At 72.5% G+C, this 18,231-nt stretch carries 18 protein-coding genes; 4 read left to right on the plus strand and 14 right to left on the minus strand.

The genetic code is table 11. The features are described from left to right. Positions 1–53: 53 nt before the first annotated feature. From ACH4TG_RS16560 to ACH4TG_RS16595, 8 genes are all read right to left on the minus strand, one after another. Complete coding sequence (locus ACH4TG_RS16560) at positions 54–191, minus strand: hypothetical protein (protein WP_398242993.1); 138 nt, start codon at positions 189–191, stop codon at positions 54–56. Positions 192–454: 263 nt separating this feature from the next. After that, entirely contained in the window at positions 455–1,069 is a 615-nt protein-coding gene (locus tag ACH4TG_RS16565) for a hypothetical protein (RefSeq protein ID WP_398242994.1), read from the minus strand. Positions 1,070–1,078: 9 nt separating this feature from the next. Then, positions 1,079–1,915, minus strand: coding sequence for a carbohydrate ABC transporter permease (locus tag ACH4TG_RS16570; RefSeq protein WP_398243057.1), 837 nt, complete (start codon positions 1,913–1,915; stop codon positions 1,079–1,081). Beyond that, positions 1,915–2,892, minus strand: coding sequence for a carbohydrate ABC transporter permease (locus ACH4TG_RS16575; protein ID WP_398242995.1), 978 nt, complete (start codon positions 2,890–2,892; stop codon positions 1,915–1,917). Before ACH4TG_RS16575 ends, ACH4TG_RS16570 begins: the two co-directional genes overlap by 1 nt. After that, positions 2,889–4,223, minus strand: a complete 1,335-nt coding sequence (locus ACH4TG_RS16580; protein WP_398242996.1) for an ABC transporter substrate-binding protein — start codon at positions 4,221–4,223, stop codon at positions 2,889–2,891. The genes ACH4TG_RS16575 and ACH4TG_RS16580 overlap by 4 nt, the downstream gene beginning before the upstream one ends. A 141-nt stretch (positions 4,224–4,364) precedes the next feature. Continuing rightward, entirely contained in the window at positions 4,365–5,093 is a 729-nt protein-coding gene (locus ACH4TG_RS16585) for a cupin domain-containing protein (RefSeq protein WP_398242998.1), read from the minus strand. Continuing rightward, positions 5,087–6,094 (minus strand): PmoA family protein, encoded by a 1,008-nt coding sequence (locus ACH4TG_RS16590; protein WP_398243000.1) that lies wholly within the window; start codon positions 6,092–6,094, stop codon positions 5,087–5,089. Before ACH4TG_RS16590 ends, ACH4TG_RS16585 begins: the two co-directional genes overlap by 7 nt. Beyond that, a complete protein-coding gene (locus tag ACH4TG_RS16595; RefSeq protein WP_398243001.1) occupies positions 6,091–7,239 on the minus strand; it encodes a Gfo/Idh/MocA family protein in 1,149 nt (382 codons plus the stop codon). Before ACH4TG_RS16595 ends, ACH4TG_RS16590 begins: the two co-directional genes overlap by 4 nt. Before the next feature lie 300 nt (positions 7,240–7,539). Here ACH4TG_RS16595 and ACH4TG_RS16600 point away from each other — a divergent pair, with 300 nt between their 5' ends. Continuing rightward, positions 7,540–8,583, plus strand: coding sequence for a LacI family DNA-binding transcriptional regulator (locus ACH4TG_RS16600; protein WP_398243002.1), 1,044 nt, complete (start codon positions 7,540–7,542; stop codon positions 8,581–8,583). A gap of 84 nt (positions 8,584–8,667) precedes the next feature. On the opposite strand, the gene ACH4TG_RS16605 is transcribed toward ACH4TG_RS16600, so the two are convergent. Then, on the minus strand, positions 8,668–9,072 hold the full coding sequence (locus tag ACH4TG_RS16605) for a hypothetical protein (RefSeq protein ID WP_398243003.1): 405 nt from the start codon (positions 9,070–9,072) through the stop codon (positions 8,668–8,670). 424 nt (positions 9,073–9,496) lie between these two features. Between ACH4TG_RS16605 and ACH4TG_RS16610 the strand changes: the two genes are divergently transcribed. The 3 genes from ACH4TG_RS16610 to ACH4TG_RS16620 all read left to right on the plus strand — a co-directional run bounded on the left by ACH4TG_RS16610 (position 9,497) and on the right by ACH4TG_RS16620 (position 11,540). Next, positions 9,497–10,378 (plus strand): helix-turn-helix domain-containing protein, encoded by an 882-nt coding sequence (locus ACH4TG_RS16610; protein ID WP_398243004.1) that lies wholly within the window; start codon positions 9,497–9,499, stop codon positions 10,376–10,378. Between the two features lies 1 nt (position 10,379). Continuing rightward, positions 10,380–10,619 (plus strand): DUF397 domain-containing protein, encoded by a 240-nt coding sequence (locus ACH4TG_RS16615; protein ID WP_398243005.1) that lies wholly within the window; start codon positions 10,380–10,382, stop codon positions 10,617–10,619. A gap of 105 nt (positions 10,620–10,724) precedes the next feature. Beyond that, complete coding sequence (locus ACH4TG_RS16620) at positions 10,725–11,540, plus strand: SAM-dependent methyltransferase (protein WP_398243006.1); 816 nt, start codon at positions 10,725–10,727, stop codon at positions 11,538–11,540. A gap of 55 nt (positions 11,541–11,595) precedes the next feature. Here the strand turns inward: ACH4TG_RS16620 and ACH4TG_RS16625 are convergent, their stop codons facing one another. From ACH4TG_RS16625 to ACH4TG_RS16645, 5 genes are all read right to left on the minus strand, one after another. Continuing rightward, positions 11,596–12,273: a GntR family transcriptional regulator gene (locus ACH4TG_RS16625; protein ID WP_398243007.1), complete on the minus strand. Its 678-nt coding sequence runs from the start codon at positions 12,271–12,273 to the stop codon at positions 11,596–11,598. Positions 12,274–12,375: 102 nt separating this feature from the next. Next, a complete protein-coding gene (locus ACH4TG_RS16630; protein WP_398243008.1) occupies positions 12,376–13,272 on the minus strand; it encodes an LLM class flavin-dependent oxidoreductase in 897 nt (298 codons plus the stop codon). Further along, a complete protein-coding gene (locus ACH4TG_RS16635; RefSeq protein WP_398243009.1) occupies positions 13,269–14,465 on the minus strand; it encodes an amidohydrolase family protein in 1,197 nt (398 codons plus the stop codon). Before ACH4TG_RS16635 ends, ACH4TG_RS16630 begins: the two co-directional genes overlap by 4 nt. Continuing rightward, complete coding sequence (locus tag ACH4TG_RS16640) at positions 14,462–16,174, minus strand: hydantoinase B/oxoprolinase family protein (protein WP_398243010.1); 1,713 nt, start codon at positions 16,172–16,174, stop codon at positions 14,462–14,464. The genes ACH4TG_RS16635 and ACH4TG_RS16640 overlap by 4 nt, the downstream gene beginning before the upstream one ends. Then, the gene (locus ACH4TG_RS16645; RefSeq protein WP_398243011.1) at positions 16,171–18,210 is read right to left on the minus strand and encodes a hydantoinase/oxoprolinase family protein; all 2,040 of its coding nucleotides are present in this window, start codon (positions 18,208–18,210) and stop codon (positions 16,171–16,173) included. The genes ACH4TG_RS16640 and ACH4TG_RS16645 overlap by 4 nt, the downstream gene beginning before the upstream one ends. Positions 18,211–18,231 lie beyond the last annotated feature (21 nt).

An 18,231-nucleotide genomic window follows, 5' to 3' on the forward strand; every position in this document is an offset into this window, starting at 1 on the left:
GCCGCTGCCGCCGCCCGTCGCTCCATACTGGCGCGACCGGCGGCGGCGGGCGCTCACCAACCCGGGTAGCGGTCCCACCAGTTCGGGTCCCAGCCCCCGATGTACTCGCCGCCGCTGGGCGAGTCGGTGGCTTCGCTCAGCAGGTCGCGGGCCAGGGTGTCGAGTATCCACGCCAGTTCGTGGCGGCTCACCAGGTCGCCCGGGAGTGCCTCGATGCCGTGCGCCGCACCGAGCAGGGCGCCGCCTGCGCGGTCCAGTACGCCGGGTGCCCTGTTCGGGCAGGCCGCCTGCCCTGACTGCGGTACGGACTTCTCGGTGGCGGAGCGGGTGGCGGCCCAACATGTCCCGTGAGGGGGTCGGGTGGGCCGCGTGGATCTCATCCTCGCGGATGTAGGGGCGGGATGGGCTTGATGGGCACTGGGCACCCATGGACAGGCAGCGCCCATGGCGCCGGTCAGGGGTTCGGGCGGTGGGTGGGGGTGCGGAGGTCGACGGCGGTGGCGGCCAGGGCGAGGGGGCCTGGGAGGAGGGGAAGCAGGACGGGGATGGCCCACAGGAGAAGGGCGGCCAGGAGCACAGCGCCCGACAGGAGGGCGGTGCCGCGGGGGTCGGCCAGGGAGCGGGTCAGTGCCTCGCGGCCGGAGAGCCGGTGCGGGATGTCGAGGGCGACGGCGCGCAGGCCGACGGCGGCGCCGCCGAGTGCGAGCAGCAGCAGGACCGGCGCCATCACGGCCGACCCGGGCAGACCGGAGCGCAGCAGTTCCCCGTCGAGCAGGAGCAGCACGCCGAACGCGGGCGGCACCAGGCCCTTGGCGAGCGCGGGCAGGGTCAGACGGGCCCTCAGGGCGGTCACCAGGTCGGCCGCCTTGACCTGCACACCGCTGCCGGCGGTCCGGCGGAGCACGGCGCAGGCGGCGGACAGCGCGGCCGGGGCGGTGACCACCGGCAGGCAGGCCACCGCCGTGACCACGCCCACCAGCAGCATGTCGGCGAACAGGGTGAAGCCGGAGCCGAACACCTCGCCCGGCTCGCGCCGGGCGCGGCGGGCGTCCGCGGGTACGTGACTCAACGGTCCTCCTCAGCTCTTCAGTCCGGACGTGGCCATGCCCTGCACCAGATAGCGCTGGAAGACCAGGAAGAACAGCACGATGGGCAGGACGGAGATCACCGACATGGCGAACATGGGCCCGTAGGCGGAGGTGCTCGACTGGTCGACGAAGTTGCGCAGCGCCAGCGTGATCGTCGCCTTGTCCGGCGAGAACAGGTAGATCATCTGCGCGAAGAAGTCGTTCCAGGACCAGATGAACGAGAAGATCGCGGTGGTGATCAAAGCCGGGCGGCTCAGCGGCAGGATGATGTGGAAGAACGAGCGGAACGGGCCGCAGCCGTCGATCCGCGCCGCCTCCTCCAGGTCCCTCGGCAGGTTCCGCATGAACTGCACGATGAGGAAGACGAAGAACGCCTCCACCGCGAGGAACTTGGGCAGGACGAGCGGCCAGTAGGTGTTCGTCATGCCGAGCTTGTTGAAGATGATGTACTGCGGGATCAGCACCACGTGCTGCGGCAGCATCAGCGTGGCCACGGTGAACGCGAACATCGGCCCGCGCATCCGGAACCGCAGCCGGGCGAAGGCGTAGGCTGCCAGCGAGCAGGACACGACGTTCCCGACTACCGCACCGAGGCTGATCAGCAGGCTGTTGCCGAGCAGCCGGGGCACCGAGACGCCCGAGACGCCGTCCAGCGCGGTGCCGTAGTTGCTCCATTCGAAGTGCCGGGGCCACAGGTCGACGCTGGTCACCACCTCGTCGGCCGGCTTCACCGAGGTCACCAGCAGCCACAGCAGCGGGTACAGCAGGGCGATCAGCGCGATCAGCGCGACCGTGTGGGGCAGCCAGCGCCGCAGGGTCAGGTTCATCATTCCGCCTCGTCCGCGTAGAACACCCAGGACCGGGAGACCTTGAACATCACCGCGGTGACGGCCGCGATGGCGAGCAGCATCAGCCAGGCCATGGCCGACGCGTAGCCCATGTGCGAGGCGGTGAACCCGCGCTCGTAGAGGTAGAGCGTGTAGAAGAGGGTCGAGTCCGCCGGTCCGCCGTTGCCGCCGCTGACCACGAAGGCGGGGGTGAAGACCTGGAAGGACTGGATCATCTCCAGCACCAGGTTGAAGAAGACGACCGGCGAGAGCATCGGCACCGTGACGGACACGAACTGCCGCCAGGGGCCTGCTCCGTCGAGTGCCGCGGCCTCGTACAGCTCCGGCGAGATCTGCTGGAGGCCGGCCAGGAAGATGACCATGGGGGCGCCGAACTGCCAGACGGTCAGCAGCACCACGACATATGTGGCCAGGTGCGGGTTGCCGACCCAACTGCCGAGGTGGATGCCGAAGGTGCCGAGCACCTTGTCGATCGTGCCGCCGTCGTTGAACAGCGCGCGGAACACCAGGGCGATGGACATGCTCGCGCCGAGCAGCGACGGGGCATAGAACGCCGACCGGTAGAAGCCCCGGCCCCGGCTGCTGAGCCGCTTGAGCAGCAGCGCGGCGCCGAGCGCGAGCGCGAGCTTCAACGGGACGGCGATCACCACGTACTTCAGCGTGGTCAGCACCGACCGCCAGAACCGCGGGTCCTTGGTCAGCATCTCCGTGTAGTTGCGCAGGCCCACCCAGTGCGGGGCGCTGAACATGTCGTAACTGGTGAAGGAGAGGTAGAGGGAGACCGCCATCGGCACCAGCGTCACCGCGACCGCGCCGATCATCCACGGGGTGAGGAACACGTAGGCGGGCCAGCGGGCCTCCCGGCCGCGACGGGTGCGACGGGTGCGACGGCCCCGTCCCGTCCGGTCCGCCGCCCGCCCGGCAGGCCCGGTCACGTCGATCTGCGAGACGCTCATGACTCCAGCTCCTGCTTCGCCTGGACGACCAGTTCGTGGGCTGCCTTCGCGGGCGACGCCAGCCCGAACTCCACCCGCTGGTACTCGCGGACGAAGGCGCTCTCGATCGCCACGTCGCCCTTGGGAGGCGCCGCCGGCGGCGGCTGCACGCCGTACTTCTGCATCACCTCGTCGAACTGCCACACCTTCAGGTCCGGCCCGCTGAGCTTGCCGTCCACCTCAGCGGCGATCTTCCGGTTGGGCGGCTGGGACCGGGTGACGCCCAGGATGTCGCCGGCCTGCGGGTCGTTGAGCAGGAAGTCCATCAACTGGGCGGCGGCCGCGGGGTGGTGGGAGTGCGCGCCGATCCCGATGAGCATGGTCGGCTTGAAGTAGGAGCCGGCCCTGCCGTCGACGGTCGGGACCGGGGCGTAGCGCATCGTGTGCCCGGTCGGGCTGGTGAAGCCGGTGAAGGTGGCGTCCCAGGAGTAGTCGAGGGCGTCCAGTCCGCGGCTGAAGGCGCTGATGCCCGTCGCGTCGGCCTGCGCGCTGTCCTTGGCCGAGACCAGCGCACCGGACTTCTGGAGCGTGTGGCAGAAGGTCCAGAACGCGGCGAGGTCCTGCTCGGTGTAGCCGAGCTTGGTGGGGCCGGCGTAGAGCTGCTTGCCGTGGCTGCGGAGCCAGTCCTCGAAGACGTCCTCGTTGCTGCCGCCGTCGTTGGCGCCCGCCACGGTCCGCCCGTCGGGGGACTTCAGCTTCATGGCGGCAATCCTCGCGTCGGCGTCGGCCCAGTCCTGCCAGGTCCAGGAGGGCTGGGGCGCCGGGATGCCGGCCTGCTCGAAGACGGTGGCGTCGTAGACGTAGCCGGTGATGCCGCGGCCCATCGGCAGTGCGTACTGCTTGCCGTCGAGGCGGCCGGTGCCCACCAGGGGCGGGTCCATCTCGCCGGTGTGCAGGGTGCCGTCCGCGACGTACCGGTCCAGCGGGAGCAGCGCGCCGCCGGTGGCGAACTGGGAGATCTGGCGGTAGTCCAGCTGCGCGAGGTCCGGTATGCCGCCGCCGGCGGCCTGGGTGGCCAGCCGCTGCTTGTAGGAGCCGAAGTCGGCGTTGGACATCTGGACGCTGATGTCCGGGTGCTCCTTCTCGAACAGGTGCACCGCCTTCTCGGTGCGGGCCTGCCGGTTGTCGTTGCCCCACCAGGTGAAGGTGAGGGTGATGTGGTGGCCCGCGGCGCCGGTGGCGCCGCAGGCGGTGAGTGCGGCGAGCAGGACGGTGCTGCATCCGGCGGCGACCGCCGTGGTGACCGCCCGGCGGCGGGGTAACCGGCGCCGGCCGCTTCGGGGTTCGGGCATGGTGGCCTTTCCCTGGTGGATGGGTGGGGCGTTGGCGCGCGACGGTGGGCGGCGCCGCCGGACGGGGGCGGGGCCGTGTCCGGCCGATCCCGCGTGGCCCGCGGGGTCCGGCACGGCGTGGGGACGGTCCGGTCGCTCAGCTCACGCGGCGTGGTAGACGTCGAGACGGCCGCACATGCCGAACCGTCCGGTCGCGGTGGGGCCGCCGGCCCGGGTGCGGGCCGCGGCCAGGTGGCCTGGGTCGCCGGCGCCGAGGGCGGCCAGCTGAGCGCGGGTGGCGGTGGCGGCCGCGCGGGCGCCCTCGTGCCAGCGGCGCTCCCAGTCGGCGAGGCGGGGGCGCACCAGCTCGGCCGCGGCGCGGTGGAAGGCGGCGAGCGGTTCCGGGTCGCCTGCGGCGGCCGCGTCCCGCAGCGCGAGGAAGCGGCGGGTGGCGAGGTCGCGACGGGAGCGGGCCGCGGCGGCCTGGTCCTGCTCGCTTCCCCGGGTGGGGAGCCGGACCGCCGCCGCGTAGGTGCCGGGGTCGGTGAGCCGGTCCGGGGGCAGGGTGAGGACCGCGTCGCCCGCTTCGGGGAGCCCGCTGTTCTGCATGATGACGGTGATCCGCAGCCCGCCGTCGTTGACCAGCCGGTGGATGGTGCCGGGGGTGAACCAGGCCACCGTGCCGGCGCGGAGCGGGGTCTCCTCGAACCCGGAGGTGGTGAGGGTCTGCACGCTGCCCTCGCCGTCCGTCACCACATAGCCCTCGCTGCACGTCAGGTGGAGGTGCGGGGTGCCGCCGCCGGGCCGTCCGTCGACGGTCGGCCAGTCGTAGACGTCCAGCAGGGAGACCGCGACCGCGCCGGGGAACCCGTCGTAGGCCGCGGTCACCATGGGTGCCGCTCCAGGTGCGCGGTGACCGCCGCGCGGTCCCAGGCGCCGTCGGCGACGTGGACGCGGTAGGAGCGGGCCAGCACCTCGCCGGGCTCCAGGACCAGTTCCTCGTGGAAGGCGAAGGACGGGGCGACGGCGGCGAACGGTTCGGCGCGGACGAACCAGTGGGCGGGGTGGGTGCCCTTCTCGCCCGCGTGGTCGTTGCCGGGCGCGTGCTCGAAGACGAGGGTGGCGTGCCCGTCGCGGCCGTCGTGCTCGCCGGAGTAGGCGAGCCAGGGGGCCTGCTCGCCCATCAGGTCGCGCTCGGCGCTGCCGGCGCCGGCGGTGAAGGCGTGCTCGCCGGAGTAGGCGAGCCAGGGGGCCTGCTCGCCCATCAGGTCGCGCTCGGCGCTGCCGGCGCCGGCGGTGAAGGCGTGCCCGCCGCGGAACGCCCGGGGGCCGCGCCAGAACAGCCCGGTGTAGCCGGCGTCGGGGCGCCCGGCGGTGGTGGGGCTGCCGAAACGCAGCGGCTCGGGGCGCCGGTTGGTGACCGCGGAGGTCCAGGTCAGGGTCCAGCTGCCGCCCTCGGTGTCGGCCCGGGCCTCGATCCTGCGGTCCTCCTCGGCCCAGAGCGAGCCGTCGTGCGGGTGCCAGGTCAGGCGCTCGGCGATCACCACGCCGTCCGGCCCGGACGACACCTCGTCGAACCCGGCGTGCGCCATCGAGCCGACCCGCTCGGGCAGCGCCACGTAGCCCTCGCCGTGGACGTAGGTGTTGCCGCCCCACAGGTTCTGGCCCGACAGGTGGGAGGCGGTGAGCTGGAGCCCCTTGTGCCAGCGGTGGTCGTTGGGGCGGTAGTCGGTGACCAGGCCGCCGCCGAGGGTGCGGATCGGGTGGAGGTAGGGCTTGGGCGCCTCCCAGGCGGCCTCCGGGCGGTAGACGTAGGCGAACAGCTCGGTTCCGCTGGCGGGGTGGGTCACGGTGATCCGGTCGTCGTGGACATGGGTCAGCGCGAGCGTCATGCGGCCTGCTCCTCCTCGGGGGCGACGGCGGGCAGCCGGTCGGGGCTGCCGCCGTGCATGGCGGCGTAGAACGGGTCGCCGGGGCCGATCTCGCCGGCCCGGACGGTGGCGTCGGTGAAGGCGGACTTGTAGAGCGCGGCGGTGAACTCGACGGTGCGCCGGCCGCCCTCGCCGCTGGTCGGATGGGGGGTGCCGGACCGGATGTCGGCCACCAGGGCGCGGAGCTGGGCCAGATGGGAGCTGGGCTCGTCGGGTCCGAAGTCGTTCCAGGCCAGGACCGTCTCCTGCGGGACGCCGGGGGCGGGGGTGATCCGCCAGTCGGCGTTGCGGTAGCCGTAGAGGTGGGTGAGCTCGATGGTGGCCCGCTCGCAGTCGATCCTGATCCGGCTGACCTCGTCGGGGCTGAGCACGCTGTTGACGACGGTGGCGACCGCGCCGCTCGCGAACCGGACCTGGGCGGTGGAGACGTCCTCGGTCTGCACGTCGTGGACCAGCCGGGCGGCCATCGCGCGGATCTCCCGCCACGGGCCCAACAGGTCCAGCAGCAGGTCGGTCTGGTGGATGCCGTGGCCCATGGCGGGGCCACCGCCCTCGGTGTCCCAGCGGCCGCGCCACGGCACGGCGTAGTAGTCGGCGCCGCGGTACCAGGTGGTCTGGCAGTGCGCGACCAGCGGCCGGCCGAAGGCGCCCTCGCACAGCAGGCGCCGCACGTGGCGCGCGCCGGAGCCGAACCGGTGCTGGAAGACGAAGGCGGTGGCGGGGCCCCCTGGCCCGCCCTCGGCGGCCGCCGACACGGCGTCGTAGTCGGCGAGCGAGGGGCACGGTGGCTTCTCGCACCACACGTGGGCGCCGGAGCGCACCGCGGCGACGGCCTGATCCCGGTGGAGGGAGGGCGGGGTGCAGAGCACCACCAGGTCGGGGCGCACCTCGGCGAGCATGGCGTCCAGGTCGGTGAAGGCGCGTGCCACGGCGAACTCCTCGGCGGCGGCGCGGGCCGCCTCCCCGGCGATGTCGACGACGGCGACGGTCTCCACCGCTCCCTCGCCGGCCAGGGTGGCGAGCGCGGGCAGGTGGCTTCCTCGGGCGATGGATCCGGTGCCCACCACGGCGGTGCGCAGCGGGAGGTTCGGGCGATCCGGGGACATACGGGCCCTCTCGTGAGGCTGACGGTACGTCACGAGCGGGACGGAGACGGGGTGTCCGTCTGCCGCTCGATCGCCTGGGGCGCGGCGGCGGTCCGCCACGCGTCCCTGGCACGAGGGCGCACGGAGCCCCCGGAAGGGTGAGCCGACGGCTCCTCCGCCCCTGCTGTTCCAACGTTGTAACCAGCGGGTGCGCGGGCGGTCAACCCTTTGTGCACGGCCCGACTCCTTGATGCGGTCACCGGGGGAACGGTCTGCGATGAACTGCCCTACAATGAGGCACCTTCGAGAAGGGGCAGGTACGTGACCGCAGTGACGCTCAAGGACGTCGCCGACCGGGCGGGCGTCTCCGTCAAGACTGTTTCCAACGTTGTACGCGGGATGGCGAAAGTGGCTCCCGCCACCCGGGAACGCGTCATGGCCGCGGTGAGCGAACTGGGGTACCGCCCCAACCCGTCGGCGGTGCGGCTGCGTACCGGCCGCAGCGGGCTGATCGCCCTGGCGGTGCCGTTCCTGGCCACGCCCTACTTCGCCGAACTCGCCCACCACGTGCGGACACAGGCGTCCCGGATCGGGCTGACGGTGCTGATCGAGGAGACGCTGGGAGACGCCCGCGAGGAGCTGCGGCTGGCCAGCGGGCTCGGCGCGGCCCTGCTGGACGGCGTGATCCTCTCCCCGCTCCGGGTACCCTTCGACCAACTCGCCGCCACCACGGCCGGTTTCCCGCTGGTGCTGCTGGGCGAGCGCGAGGACGGCCGCGAGCAGGTCGACGCCGACCACGTCCTGATCGACAACGTGGCCGCGGCGCGCGAGGCCACCGCCCACCTCGTCTCGCTCGGCAGGAAGCGGTTGGCCGCCGTCGGCGTGGACCGGCAGGGCTCGGCGACCAGCCGGCAGCGCCTGGAGGGCTTCCAACTCGCCCTGCACGAGGCGAGCGTCCCCTACGATCCCCGACTCGCCCCGCCGGTCGCGGAGTTCGACCGGCGCAGCGGGCTGCGGGCCGGACGTACGCTCGCCGCCCTCCCGGCCGGGAGCCGCCCGGACGCGGTGTTCTGCTTCAACGACATGCTGGCCGTCGGCGTGATCCGCGCCTTCCACGAGGCCGGTCTCGCGGTACCCGGGGACACCGCCGTCGCCAGTGTCGACGGCAGCGAGGAGGGCCGGTACGCCACCCCGTCGCTGACGACGGTGGTGCCCGACAAGGCGGCCATCGCCTCACTGGCCGTCACCTCGCTGGCCGACCGCATCGGCGCGGCGACCCCGCCGCGCCACACCGTGCACGTGGCCCCGTACCGGCTGGAGGTCGGCGAGTCCACGGCCGGCGGGCGGCGGCCGGTGGTCGACTGAGCGGCGGGGCGTGGCGCGCGGAGCACCTACCGGATCGCCGCGTGGCGACGGCTACTTGACGGTCATCGCCGATGGGCGGAACGGCTATTTGACAGTCATCGCCGGCTGCACCCCGGCGATGGTGCAGACCGCGAAGTACAGCAGGATCGGGTGCGTGTACGGGACCTGCCGGTCCGGCAGGTGGAGGCGGCCGCGGCCGCCGGCACCGCCGGCGCGGGCCTCGCCCTCCGGGGCCGCGACGGCCGCGCCGGCCAGGTAGCGGGCGATCGACGGCCACTCCACATCGATGTCGGAACCCGTGGGCACGATCCACGACCACTGGTCGCCATGGGTGAGCACGCAACCGGAGTTGGGCAGGCAGTCGAGGATCCGAAGGCCGTGCTCGGCGGACGTCTCGACCACGTCGCAGGCGGTTCCGGCCGGGAACCCGGCCGAGGTCGGCACCTCGATCCGCTGCCGAGCGGACGGGGTCTGCCCCCCGCGCGCCATCGACCGTGCGCGGCCGATGTTCCGGCGGAGGGCGGCATACGCCTCGCCGCTCCGGCGCGGCGAGGGGATTTGTGGGGGTCGGATGCCCGCTAAGGGAGCCATGTCCGTCGCCTCTCATCGGGGCCGTGTGTGTGGGGGGGTTGCTGGCAGCGACCAGCCGCATCGCCGCCGGGCCCGGCCGACGGCGTCATCGCCTGGGTGACGGCGTGTCCGCGACGACGGCGTGAGGGACGCACGAACCTGTGGAGGGATCGTGGCGGTCGTCACGTGCCGATCGGCTGCTCCCGGTCCTCCCACTATGGTGTTGCCATCCTCAACTCGCAAGCCACAAAGTGCAATTCGCACAATGCGCCGGGGCAGGCCACCCTGCGGAGCCTCGTGGCAAACTGCGGCGGGACGGGACGTGCGCACGGGGAGGTAGCGGATGGCGGCCACCGACAACGGGTGGGGCGGCGGCCCTCCCACGGTGCTGCGCATGATCCTGGGACGGCAGTTGGAGCAGTTGCGTTCCCGCGCGGGCATCTCCTTCGAGCAGGCCGGCGCGACCATCGGCGTCAGCCACTCCACGATCCGCCGGATGGAGCAGGCCAAAGTCGCCCGCCTGCGCCTCTCCGACGTCGAGAAGCTGCTGCGGACGTACGGCGTCTCGGACTCCGCCGAGATCGATGCCTTCCTCGAACTCTCCCGCGAGGCCAACAAGCACGGCTGGTGGCACACCTACCGCGACGTGATGCCCGACTGGTTCGGCGCGTATCTCAGCCTGGAGCAGGCCGCCGTGCACATCCGGGCCTACGAGGCCCAGTTCGTTCCGGGCCTGCTGCAGACCGAGGAGTACGCCACCGCGTTGCTCGGCGCGGGCGACCCCCAGGCGTCGGCCGAGGACATCGAGCGCCGGGTCGCCCTGCGGCTGGGCCGCCAGCGCATCCTCACCCGGGAGCGGCCCCCGCTGCTGTGGGCGGTGATGGACGAGACCGTGCTGCACTGGCCGGTCGGCGGCGCGAAGGTGATGCGCGCCCAGATCGACCACCTGCTGGAGATCGGCACGCTCCCGAACGTCCGGCTGCAGCTGATGCCCTTCACCAACGGGCCGCACCCGGCCACCCGGGCCGGCGCGTTCCAGCTCTTCCGGTTCGAGGCCGCGGAACTGCCCGACGTCGTCTATCTGGGCGGCCTGGTCGGGTCGGCCTACCTCGACAAGCGGGACGAGGTCTCCGCCTACCGCGAGGCCATGGACCGGCTCGCCGCGCAGGCCGCGCAGGAGAAGAAGACCGCGGCACTGCTTCGTGCCCTACGCAAGGAGCTCTGACGTGGACCACATCCGCAACGGCATGAGTGCCGCCGAACTCGGGCCCCACGGCTGGTGCAAGCCGTGGAGCGACGACGCCGGCGGCGCGTGCGTCGAGGCGATGAGGCTGCCCGACGGCCGGGTGGCGCTGCGGCAGTCCACCGACCCCGGCGGTCCCGCGCTGATCTACCAGCGCCGGGAGATCGAGAGCTTCATCCGGGGTGCCAAGGCCGGTGCCGCCGACTTCCTGCTCCAGCAGTGATCCGTGTTGCGGCGGCGCATCGGGCCGCGCACCCCCTCGCCATGACCCAGCACACCGCATCACCCCGCACGACGCCGCACCACGACGAGGAATCCGGAGGACAGCGTGCCTGAGAACGGCTGGCCGGCAGACCGTATCGACACGAAGAACCCGCATCCGGCACGGGTGTACGACTACATCCTGGGTGGCAAGGACTACTACCCGCCCGACCGGGAGGCGGGCGACGCCATGGTGGAGGTGTGGCCCGCGATCGTGCCGCACATGCTGGAGAACCGGAAGTTCATGCACCGCGCCACGCGCTATCTGGCGCGGGAGGCGGGCATCCGGCAGTTCGTGGACATCGGCACCGGCATCCCCACCCGGCCGAACGTGCACGAGGTCGCCCAGTCCACCTCCCCCGACGCGCGGGTGGTGTACGTGGACAACGACCCGATCGTGCTCACGCTGTCGGAGGGCCTGTCCTCCAGCACTCCGGAGGGGCGGACCAAGTACATCGAGGCGGACATGAGGGATCCCGCCGCCATCCTCGAATCGCCGCAGTTCCGCGAGACGATCGACCTCGGGCGGCCCGTCGGTCTGACGATCATCGCGATCGTCCACCTGATCATGGACGAGGACGACCCGGTCGGCATCGTCCGCCGGCTGCTCGACCCGCTGCCCTCCGGCAGTTACCTGGCGATGTCCATCGGCACCGCCGACTTCGCCCCGGAGGAGGTCGGCCGGGTGAACGCCGAGTACACCGCGCGGGGCATGCCGATGCGGCTGCGGACCCACGCCGAGGCGCAGGAGTACTTCCAGGGGCTGGAACTGGTGGACCCGGGCGTCGTCCAGGTCCACCGCTGGCGGGCGGACGACGCCGTGGACCCGGAGGTCAGGGACGAGCAGATCGCGATGTACGGAGCGGTCGCCCGCAAGCCCTGAGCCTCCGGTGTCCGGGCCGGCCGCCGCCCGACGCCGTACGGCGGCCGGCCGGCCGTCAGGTCTCCGAGTGGCCGGCCCACCAGCCCAGTACATGGCCGATGTGCGTGACCATGAGCCGCTCGCACTCCTCGGCGGACCCCGCCTCCAGGAGGTCGAGCATGTCGAGGTGTTCGCGTGCCGACGCCTGGAGTTCCTCGGTCGCCACCAGACCGGCCAGGCCGGTCAGGCGCGTCTGCGCGCGCAGGTCGGCGACGATGTCGTGGAGCCTCATGTTGCCGGCCAGCTTCAGCAGGGTGAGGTGGAAGGTGGTGTCGGACTGGAGGTAGTGGGCCAGGTCCGCGTCGCGGGCGCCGCGCACGATCTCCTCGGCCAGGGCACGCAGGTGGGCCAGGTCGGCTCGGGTGAGCCGGCCCGCGAGCCGCCTGACCGCCGGTGCTTCCAGCAGCTGGCGCACGTCGACGATCGCGCGGAGTTCGTCCTCGCTCACCGCGGTGACGCGGAAGCCCTTGTTGCGGAGGATCTCGACCATGCCGCGCTTGGCGAGGTTGAGCATCGCCTCGCGGACCGGCGTGGCCGAGACTCCGAAGCGAGCGGCGAGCGTCGGAGCTGAGAACACCTCACCGGCAGGCATCTGGCCGGAGACGATGGCGGCGGCGATCGCCTCCTCGACCCGCTCGCGCAGGCTGCTCGCGGGCACGAGCAGCCCCAGGGGTGTGCTGTCCTCAGTCACCATGAATTTCCCCATCACCCATCAACGGCCAATCCTTCTCGGTGCAATGGCGCATTTTACGGATCGCTCACTCCTCCCGTCCGACCGCCGTCGCCCAAAGCGGCCTCAGGCCGGCGGCTGCCCGGCCCCGCTGTGGGTGGCCACCACCACGTCGAGCGCGGCGGCCGGCACTCCCCGGCCGTCGGGGCGTGGCCAGTGCACGGTGAGTTCGTCGAATCCGGCCGCTGCCACGTCCTCGGCGAACCGCCGGTAGGTGTCCGCGTCCCGGAACGGGCGGGTCTCGTCGAGCGCCACCTGGGCGATGCGCCGGACCTGTTTGCCGGGCGCCACGGCGGCGATCGCGGTGTCCAGGTTCCGGTTCTGCTCGGCGATCGCCGCCAGCCACTCCTGCGGCGCCGGTGTCTGCCGGTAGGGCCCGTACGTCACCCAGGACGAGCCCAGGAGCGCCGCCAGCCGCATGCTCCGCGGGCCCGTCGCGGCGACGGTCAGCGGCACCCGGGGCGTCTGGACGCAGCCCGGGATCATGCGCGCGTCCCTGGCGCCGTAGTAGGTCCCGCGGAAGTCGGTGCGGTCCTGCTCCAGCAGGGTCGCGAGCAGCGTCGCCCACTCCTCGAAACGGTCGGCGCGCTCCTTCCGGGACAGCGGCGTCTGGCCGAGCACGCGGGCGTCCGCGTCCTCCGCGCCGGCGCCCACCCCCAGGTCGAGGCGGCCCGCGGCCACGTGGTCGAGGGTCATGACCTCCTTCGCGAACGGCACCGGGTGGCGGAAGTTGGGCGTGGCCACCTGCGCGCCGATGCGGACGGTGGAGGTCGCGCCGGCCGCCGCCGCGAGCAGCGGCACCGTGCCGAACCAGGGGCCGTCGGCCAGGTCGCGCCAGGACAGGTGGTCGTACGTCCAGACGGTGCGCACGCCGGCCTGCTCCGCGTCGCGGACCCGGGCCAGGAACTCCGCCGGGTCGTTGTCGGGCAGGACCAGGCAGGAGAGGCGGGGAACGGTGGTCACTTGGGCACTCCGCCCTGCACCACGGTGCGGCTCCTCGTCCCGTCCCACAGCAGGCTCTGGTCGTCGGTGAGCGGGCCGTCCAGCAGGAGCAGGTCGGCGGTCGCGCCCACCTCCACCCGGCCCAGGTCGGGCCGGCCGATGAGTTCCGCGTTCACCCTGGTCGCCGAGCGCAGGGCCGCCTGCCAGCCGATCGCGTCGGCCTGGAGCCTCAGCCCGCGCAGCTGGTCGTCCTCCAGGTCGCCCATCAGGTCGGTGCCGAAGCCGACCCGGACGCCGGCCTGCAGGGCGCGTCGCACCGCGACGAGGCCGGAGTCCAGCACCTCGGCGTTCTTGGCGCGCTGGACCGGGCTGAGGTCCACCTCCTGCCAGCGCCGGGCCATCGCGTCGTAGGCCACGAGGGTCGGCACCAGGAAGGCGCCTGCCGCGGCCATCGCGGCGGCCGTGTCCTCGTCCAGCAGGTTGCCGTGCTCGATGGAGCGCACGCCGTTGTCGATCGAGTGCCGGATCGCCTCGGGCGAGTAGGCGTGTGCGGCGACGTAGGAGCCCCGGCGCCCGGCCTCCTCGGTGACCGCCTGGATCTCCTCGGCCGAGTACTGCGGCACCCTGATCGGGTCGGTGGGCGACACCACACCGCCGGAGGTCATGATCTTCAGCGCGTGGGCGCCGCGGCGGAACCGGTCGCGGGCCGCGACCCGCAGCTCGTCCACTCCGTCGACGACCTGGTTCATGGGCCCGGCGTGGAAGCAGATGTCGGTGTCGGCCGCGCGCGGGTCGCCGTGGCCGCCGGTCTGGCTCATCGCCGGGCCGGTCCACAGGTAGCGGGGGGACTCGATCAGCCCATCGGCGATCGCCTGGTCGAGTCCGGCGTCGCCTCCCGCGACGTCGCGGACCGTGGTGAATCCCCGGTGCAGCGCCCGGCTCAGTCTCCGGGCGCCGGCCAGGGCCGCATAGCTGAGCGGCGCGTTCTCCAGCCGCCACGCGTCGAGGCTGGTCGCGTAGGCGTGGAAGTGCGCGTCGATGAGTCCCGGCACGAGCGAAGCCCCTCGGGCGGCGAGCGTCCGTGCGGCCGTGTGGCCCCCGGCCGCGCCGGGGCCCACGGCCACGATCCGCCCATCATTGACGACCACGTCGGCCTCGGCGGGTTCCGCCTCGTGCAGCAGCGCGTCGGTGATGACGAGGTCGACGGCGGTCATCGGGCCGCCCGCAGTTCGGCGGTGGCCTGGGCGTCGACCGCCCAGGGCTGTGCGGTGATCACGACCCCGTAGGCGGAGCGGGCCGCCTCGACGGACACGAAGCCGTCGATCACGTCCTCCAGCACCTTCGCCGGGTCGCGTTCGGACGCGGGCCCGTAACCGCCCCCGCCGCCGGTGATGTTGGCCAGCACGTCCCCCGCCTCCAGCGCGTTGTAGCTGCCGCGGGTGACGACCTCGCGGTCGGTGCCCGGGTTGAGCACGATGCTCGCGGGGGTCGCGGGCTCGCCGCCGTCGACCGGCCAGGGTGCCGACTTGGTGCGGTAGACCAGCGCGATGCCGGTCGAGGGTGCGGTGAACCGGTAGACGCGCTGGACGCCGACGCCGCCGCGGTGCCTGCCGGGGCCGGCGGTGTCCGGGACGTAGCCGTAGCGTTCGATGAACATCGGCGACTTCTGTTCCAGCACCTCGACCGGGTTGTTGCGGCATCCCGGCTCGGACAGGTGCATGATGCCGTCCTCGCCGTCGCCGCCGAGGTGTCCGCCGAACCCGACGGCCTCGTTGGTCGCTTCGAGCCAGGGCTGGCCGGTGCGCGGGTTCGTCCCGAGCCCCATCATCGACGAGACGTCGCCGCCGGAGCAGGCGGGGACGAGGTGCGGCATGCCCTGCGCCAGCGCCTTGAGGATCACCTCGCCCGCGAGCAGGCCGGTCCACAGGGTGAAGGTGGGCATCGGCGGCACGGCGTGCATCACGCTGCCGGGGTCGGTGACGACCCGCAACGGGGCGAAGTTGCCCGCCACCACTGGGGTGTCCGGCGTGGTCAGTGCCTTGAACACGAGGCTGGACAGCGCGATCGTCTGGCCCAGCGGCAGGTTGATGGGTCCGCGTACGTCGCGTTCGCTGCCGGTCCAGTCGACGACGAACTCGTCCTCGGTGATGGTGACCGTGGCCTTGAGGAGGATCTCGCGGTCGGTGTCGACGCCGTCGGAGTCGACGATGTCGGTGGCGCTCCAGGTGCCGCGCGGCAGCTGGGCCAGGGCCAGCCGGGCCAGCCGCTCGCCGTGGTCGTTGATCGACTCCATCGCGGCGACGAGGACGTCGGTGCCGTGCTGGGCGGCGAGTTCCTGGGTGCGCCGCACTCCGGTCACGCAGGCCGACACCTGGGCCTGCAGGTCGCCGATGGTCCGCTCGGGCATCCGCGAGTTGAAGCGGATGATGTCGAAGATCTCCTGGTTGTACACGCCCGCGCGGTAGAGGCGCGAGCCCGGGAAGAACATGCCCTCCTCGTACATGTCGGTCGAGTCGAGGACGTACCCGGGGTTCTTCTGCTTCAGGTCGAGGACGTGGATGCGGCAGGAGGCGAAGCCGATCAGCCGCTCGTCGACGTGGATGGGTGCGAAGACGAGGGTGTCCAGCGTGTGCGCGGACGACCAGTAGGGGTAGTTGAGCAGGAACACGTCGCCGGGGGCCATGTTCCCGGCGCCGATGTGCTCGATCGCCCGGTGGATGCCGTGGTCGTTGCCGCGGGTGAAGATCGCGATGCCGGGGGCGTCGGCGACGACGTCGCCGTTCGCGTCGTGCACGCCGATGCCGTAGTCGTGGATCTCGTAGACCACGGTGTTGTACGCCGTCCGGCACAGGTTGCGGGCCATCTCCTCCGCGGTGGCGAGCATGGCGTGCCGGATGACCTCGAGGGTGATCGCGTCGGTCACTGGTCCTTCTCCTCCGCCTTGACGCTGATGACGAGTTCGCCGTGCTCGGCGACGCGCAGCCGGTCGCCGGCGTGCAGCACGGTGGTGGCGGTGTGCTCGGCGACGACGGCGGGGCCGTCGACGACGTCGCCGGCGAGCAGCGACTCCCGGCTGACCAGGCGGTACGGCACTCCGGTGTCGGAGTGGGCGAAGACCTGGCGCCGGCCCAGCACCGGCGGTTCCCCGGAGGTGCGTTCGGGGTGCAGGGGCCATGCGGGCTTGTCGACCAGGCCGACCGCGCGCAGCCGCAGCGTCACGATCTCGACCGGGTCGTCCATGACGTGGCCGTAGAGGCGTTCGTGGAGTTCGCGGAAGCTCTCGGCGAGGCCCTCGGCGGCGTTCTCGGCCGGGTGGGGCACCGTCGCCGCGTGTTCCTGGCCGGAGTAGCGGAGGTCGACCGAGCGGTGCAGGGCGCGGTGCTCCGGGCCGAAGCCCTCCTCGTCCAGGGCCGCGTTCGCCTCGGCCTCCATCGCGGTGAACGCCTCGTCGAAGTACGCGTCCGGGGTGGAGTCCAGCGGGAGCACGTCGGTGCGCGCGTAGTCGTGCTGCACGTCGGCCATCAGCATGCCCAGCGCGGAGAACGCGCCCTGCCCGGGGGGCACGATGACGGTCGGGATGCCGAGTTCGCGCGCCACGTCCACGGCGACCAGGCCGCCGCCGCCCCCGAACGAGAGCAGCGCGAAGTCCTTGGGGTCGCGGCCGAGTTCGACGGTGATCGCGCGGACCGCGCCGACGATCTTGGTGGTCGAGATGCGGACGATGCCGCGGGCCACCGTGGTCAGGCTCATCCCGAGCTGGTCGGCGACCGGCTGCAGCGACTTGGCGGCGAGGTCGTGGTCGAGCACCAGCGAGCCGCCGAGCGGCAGGTCGCTGCCCATGTAGCCGAGGACCAGGGCGGCGTCGGTGAAGGTGGGTTGGGTGCCGCCGCGCCCGTACGCGGCCGGCCCCGGGGAGGCCCCGGCGCTCTGCGGACCGACCTGGAGCGCACCGGCGGCGTCCAGCCAGGCGATCGAGCCGCCGCCCGCGCCGATGGTGTGGATGTTCAGGGACGTGGTGTTGATGGGCAGGCCCTCGAACTCGGCGCCCTGGTGCAGCACCGGCTCGCCGTCGAGGACCAGCGAGGCGTCCAGGCTGGTGCCGCCCATGTCGATGGTGATCAGGTTGGGGACGTCGATCACCTTGGCCAGCGAGGCGGCGCCGACGACGCCTCCGGCCGGACCCGACAGGATCAGGTTGACCGGCTGCCGGGTGGCCGTCGCGGCCGTCATCGCGCCGCCGCCGGAACGGGACATCAGGAACCGGCCGGTGAAGCCGCCCTCGTCCAGCCGCCTGGTCAGGGCTTCGAGGTAGGTCCGCATGATCGGCTTGATGTACGCGTCGAGCACGGCGGTCGAGGTGCGCTCGTACTCCCGGTACTCGCCGGACAGTTCGTGCGAGAGCGTCACTTCGACACCGGGGGCGACCTCGTGCAGCACCTCGCGCATGGCGAGTTCGTGCGCCGGGTTCGCGTACGCGTGCAGGAAGGCGACCGCGACCGCCTGATAGCCGCCGGCGGCGATCTCGGCGGCGACCGCGCGGGCGCCGGCCTCGTCGAACGGGGTGGCGACGCTGCCGTCGAACAGCGAGCGCTCGACCACCTCGAAGGTGTCGCGCCGCTTCAGCAGGGCTTCGGGCTTGCGGTAGGTGAGCGCGTACATCGGTCGCCGGTCGGTGCGCCCGAGCAGGTAGACGTCACGGAAACCCGCGGTGGCCACCACCGCCACCTTGGCGCCGGTGCGCGTCAGCAGCGAGTTGAGGCCCAGCGTGGAGCCGTGGTTGAAGGTCGTCACCTCGCTCAGCACGGCGTCGGCGGCGGCGAAGGCCGCGAGCACCCCCTTGGTGGGCTCGGCGGGGGTGGTGGCCACCTTCTCGAACCGCAACTCCCCGCTTTCCGGGGCGAGTTTCACCACGTCGGTGAAGGTGCCGCCGACGTCGACAGCGATGCGCACTTCGGCCATGTCGAACCTTTCTACGTTCGT

The organism is Streptomyces sp. NPDC020917 (genome assembly GCF_044333795.1).
Taxonomy (GTDB): domain Bacteria; phylum Actinomycetota; class Actinomycetes; order Streptomycetales; family Streptomycetaceae; genus Actinacidiphila.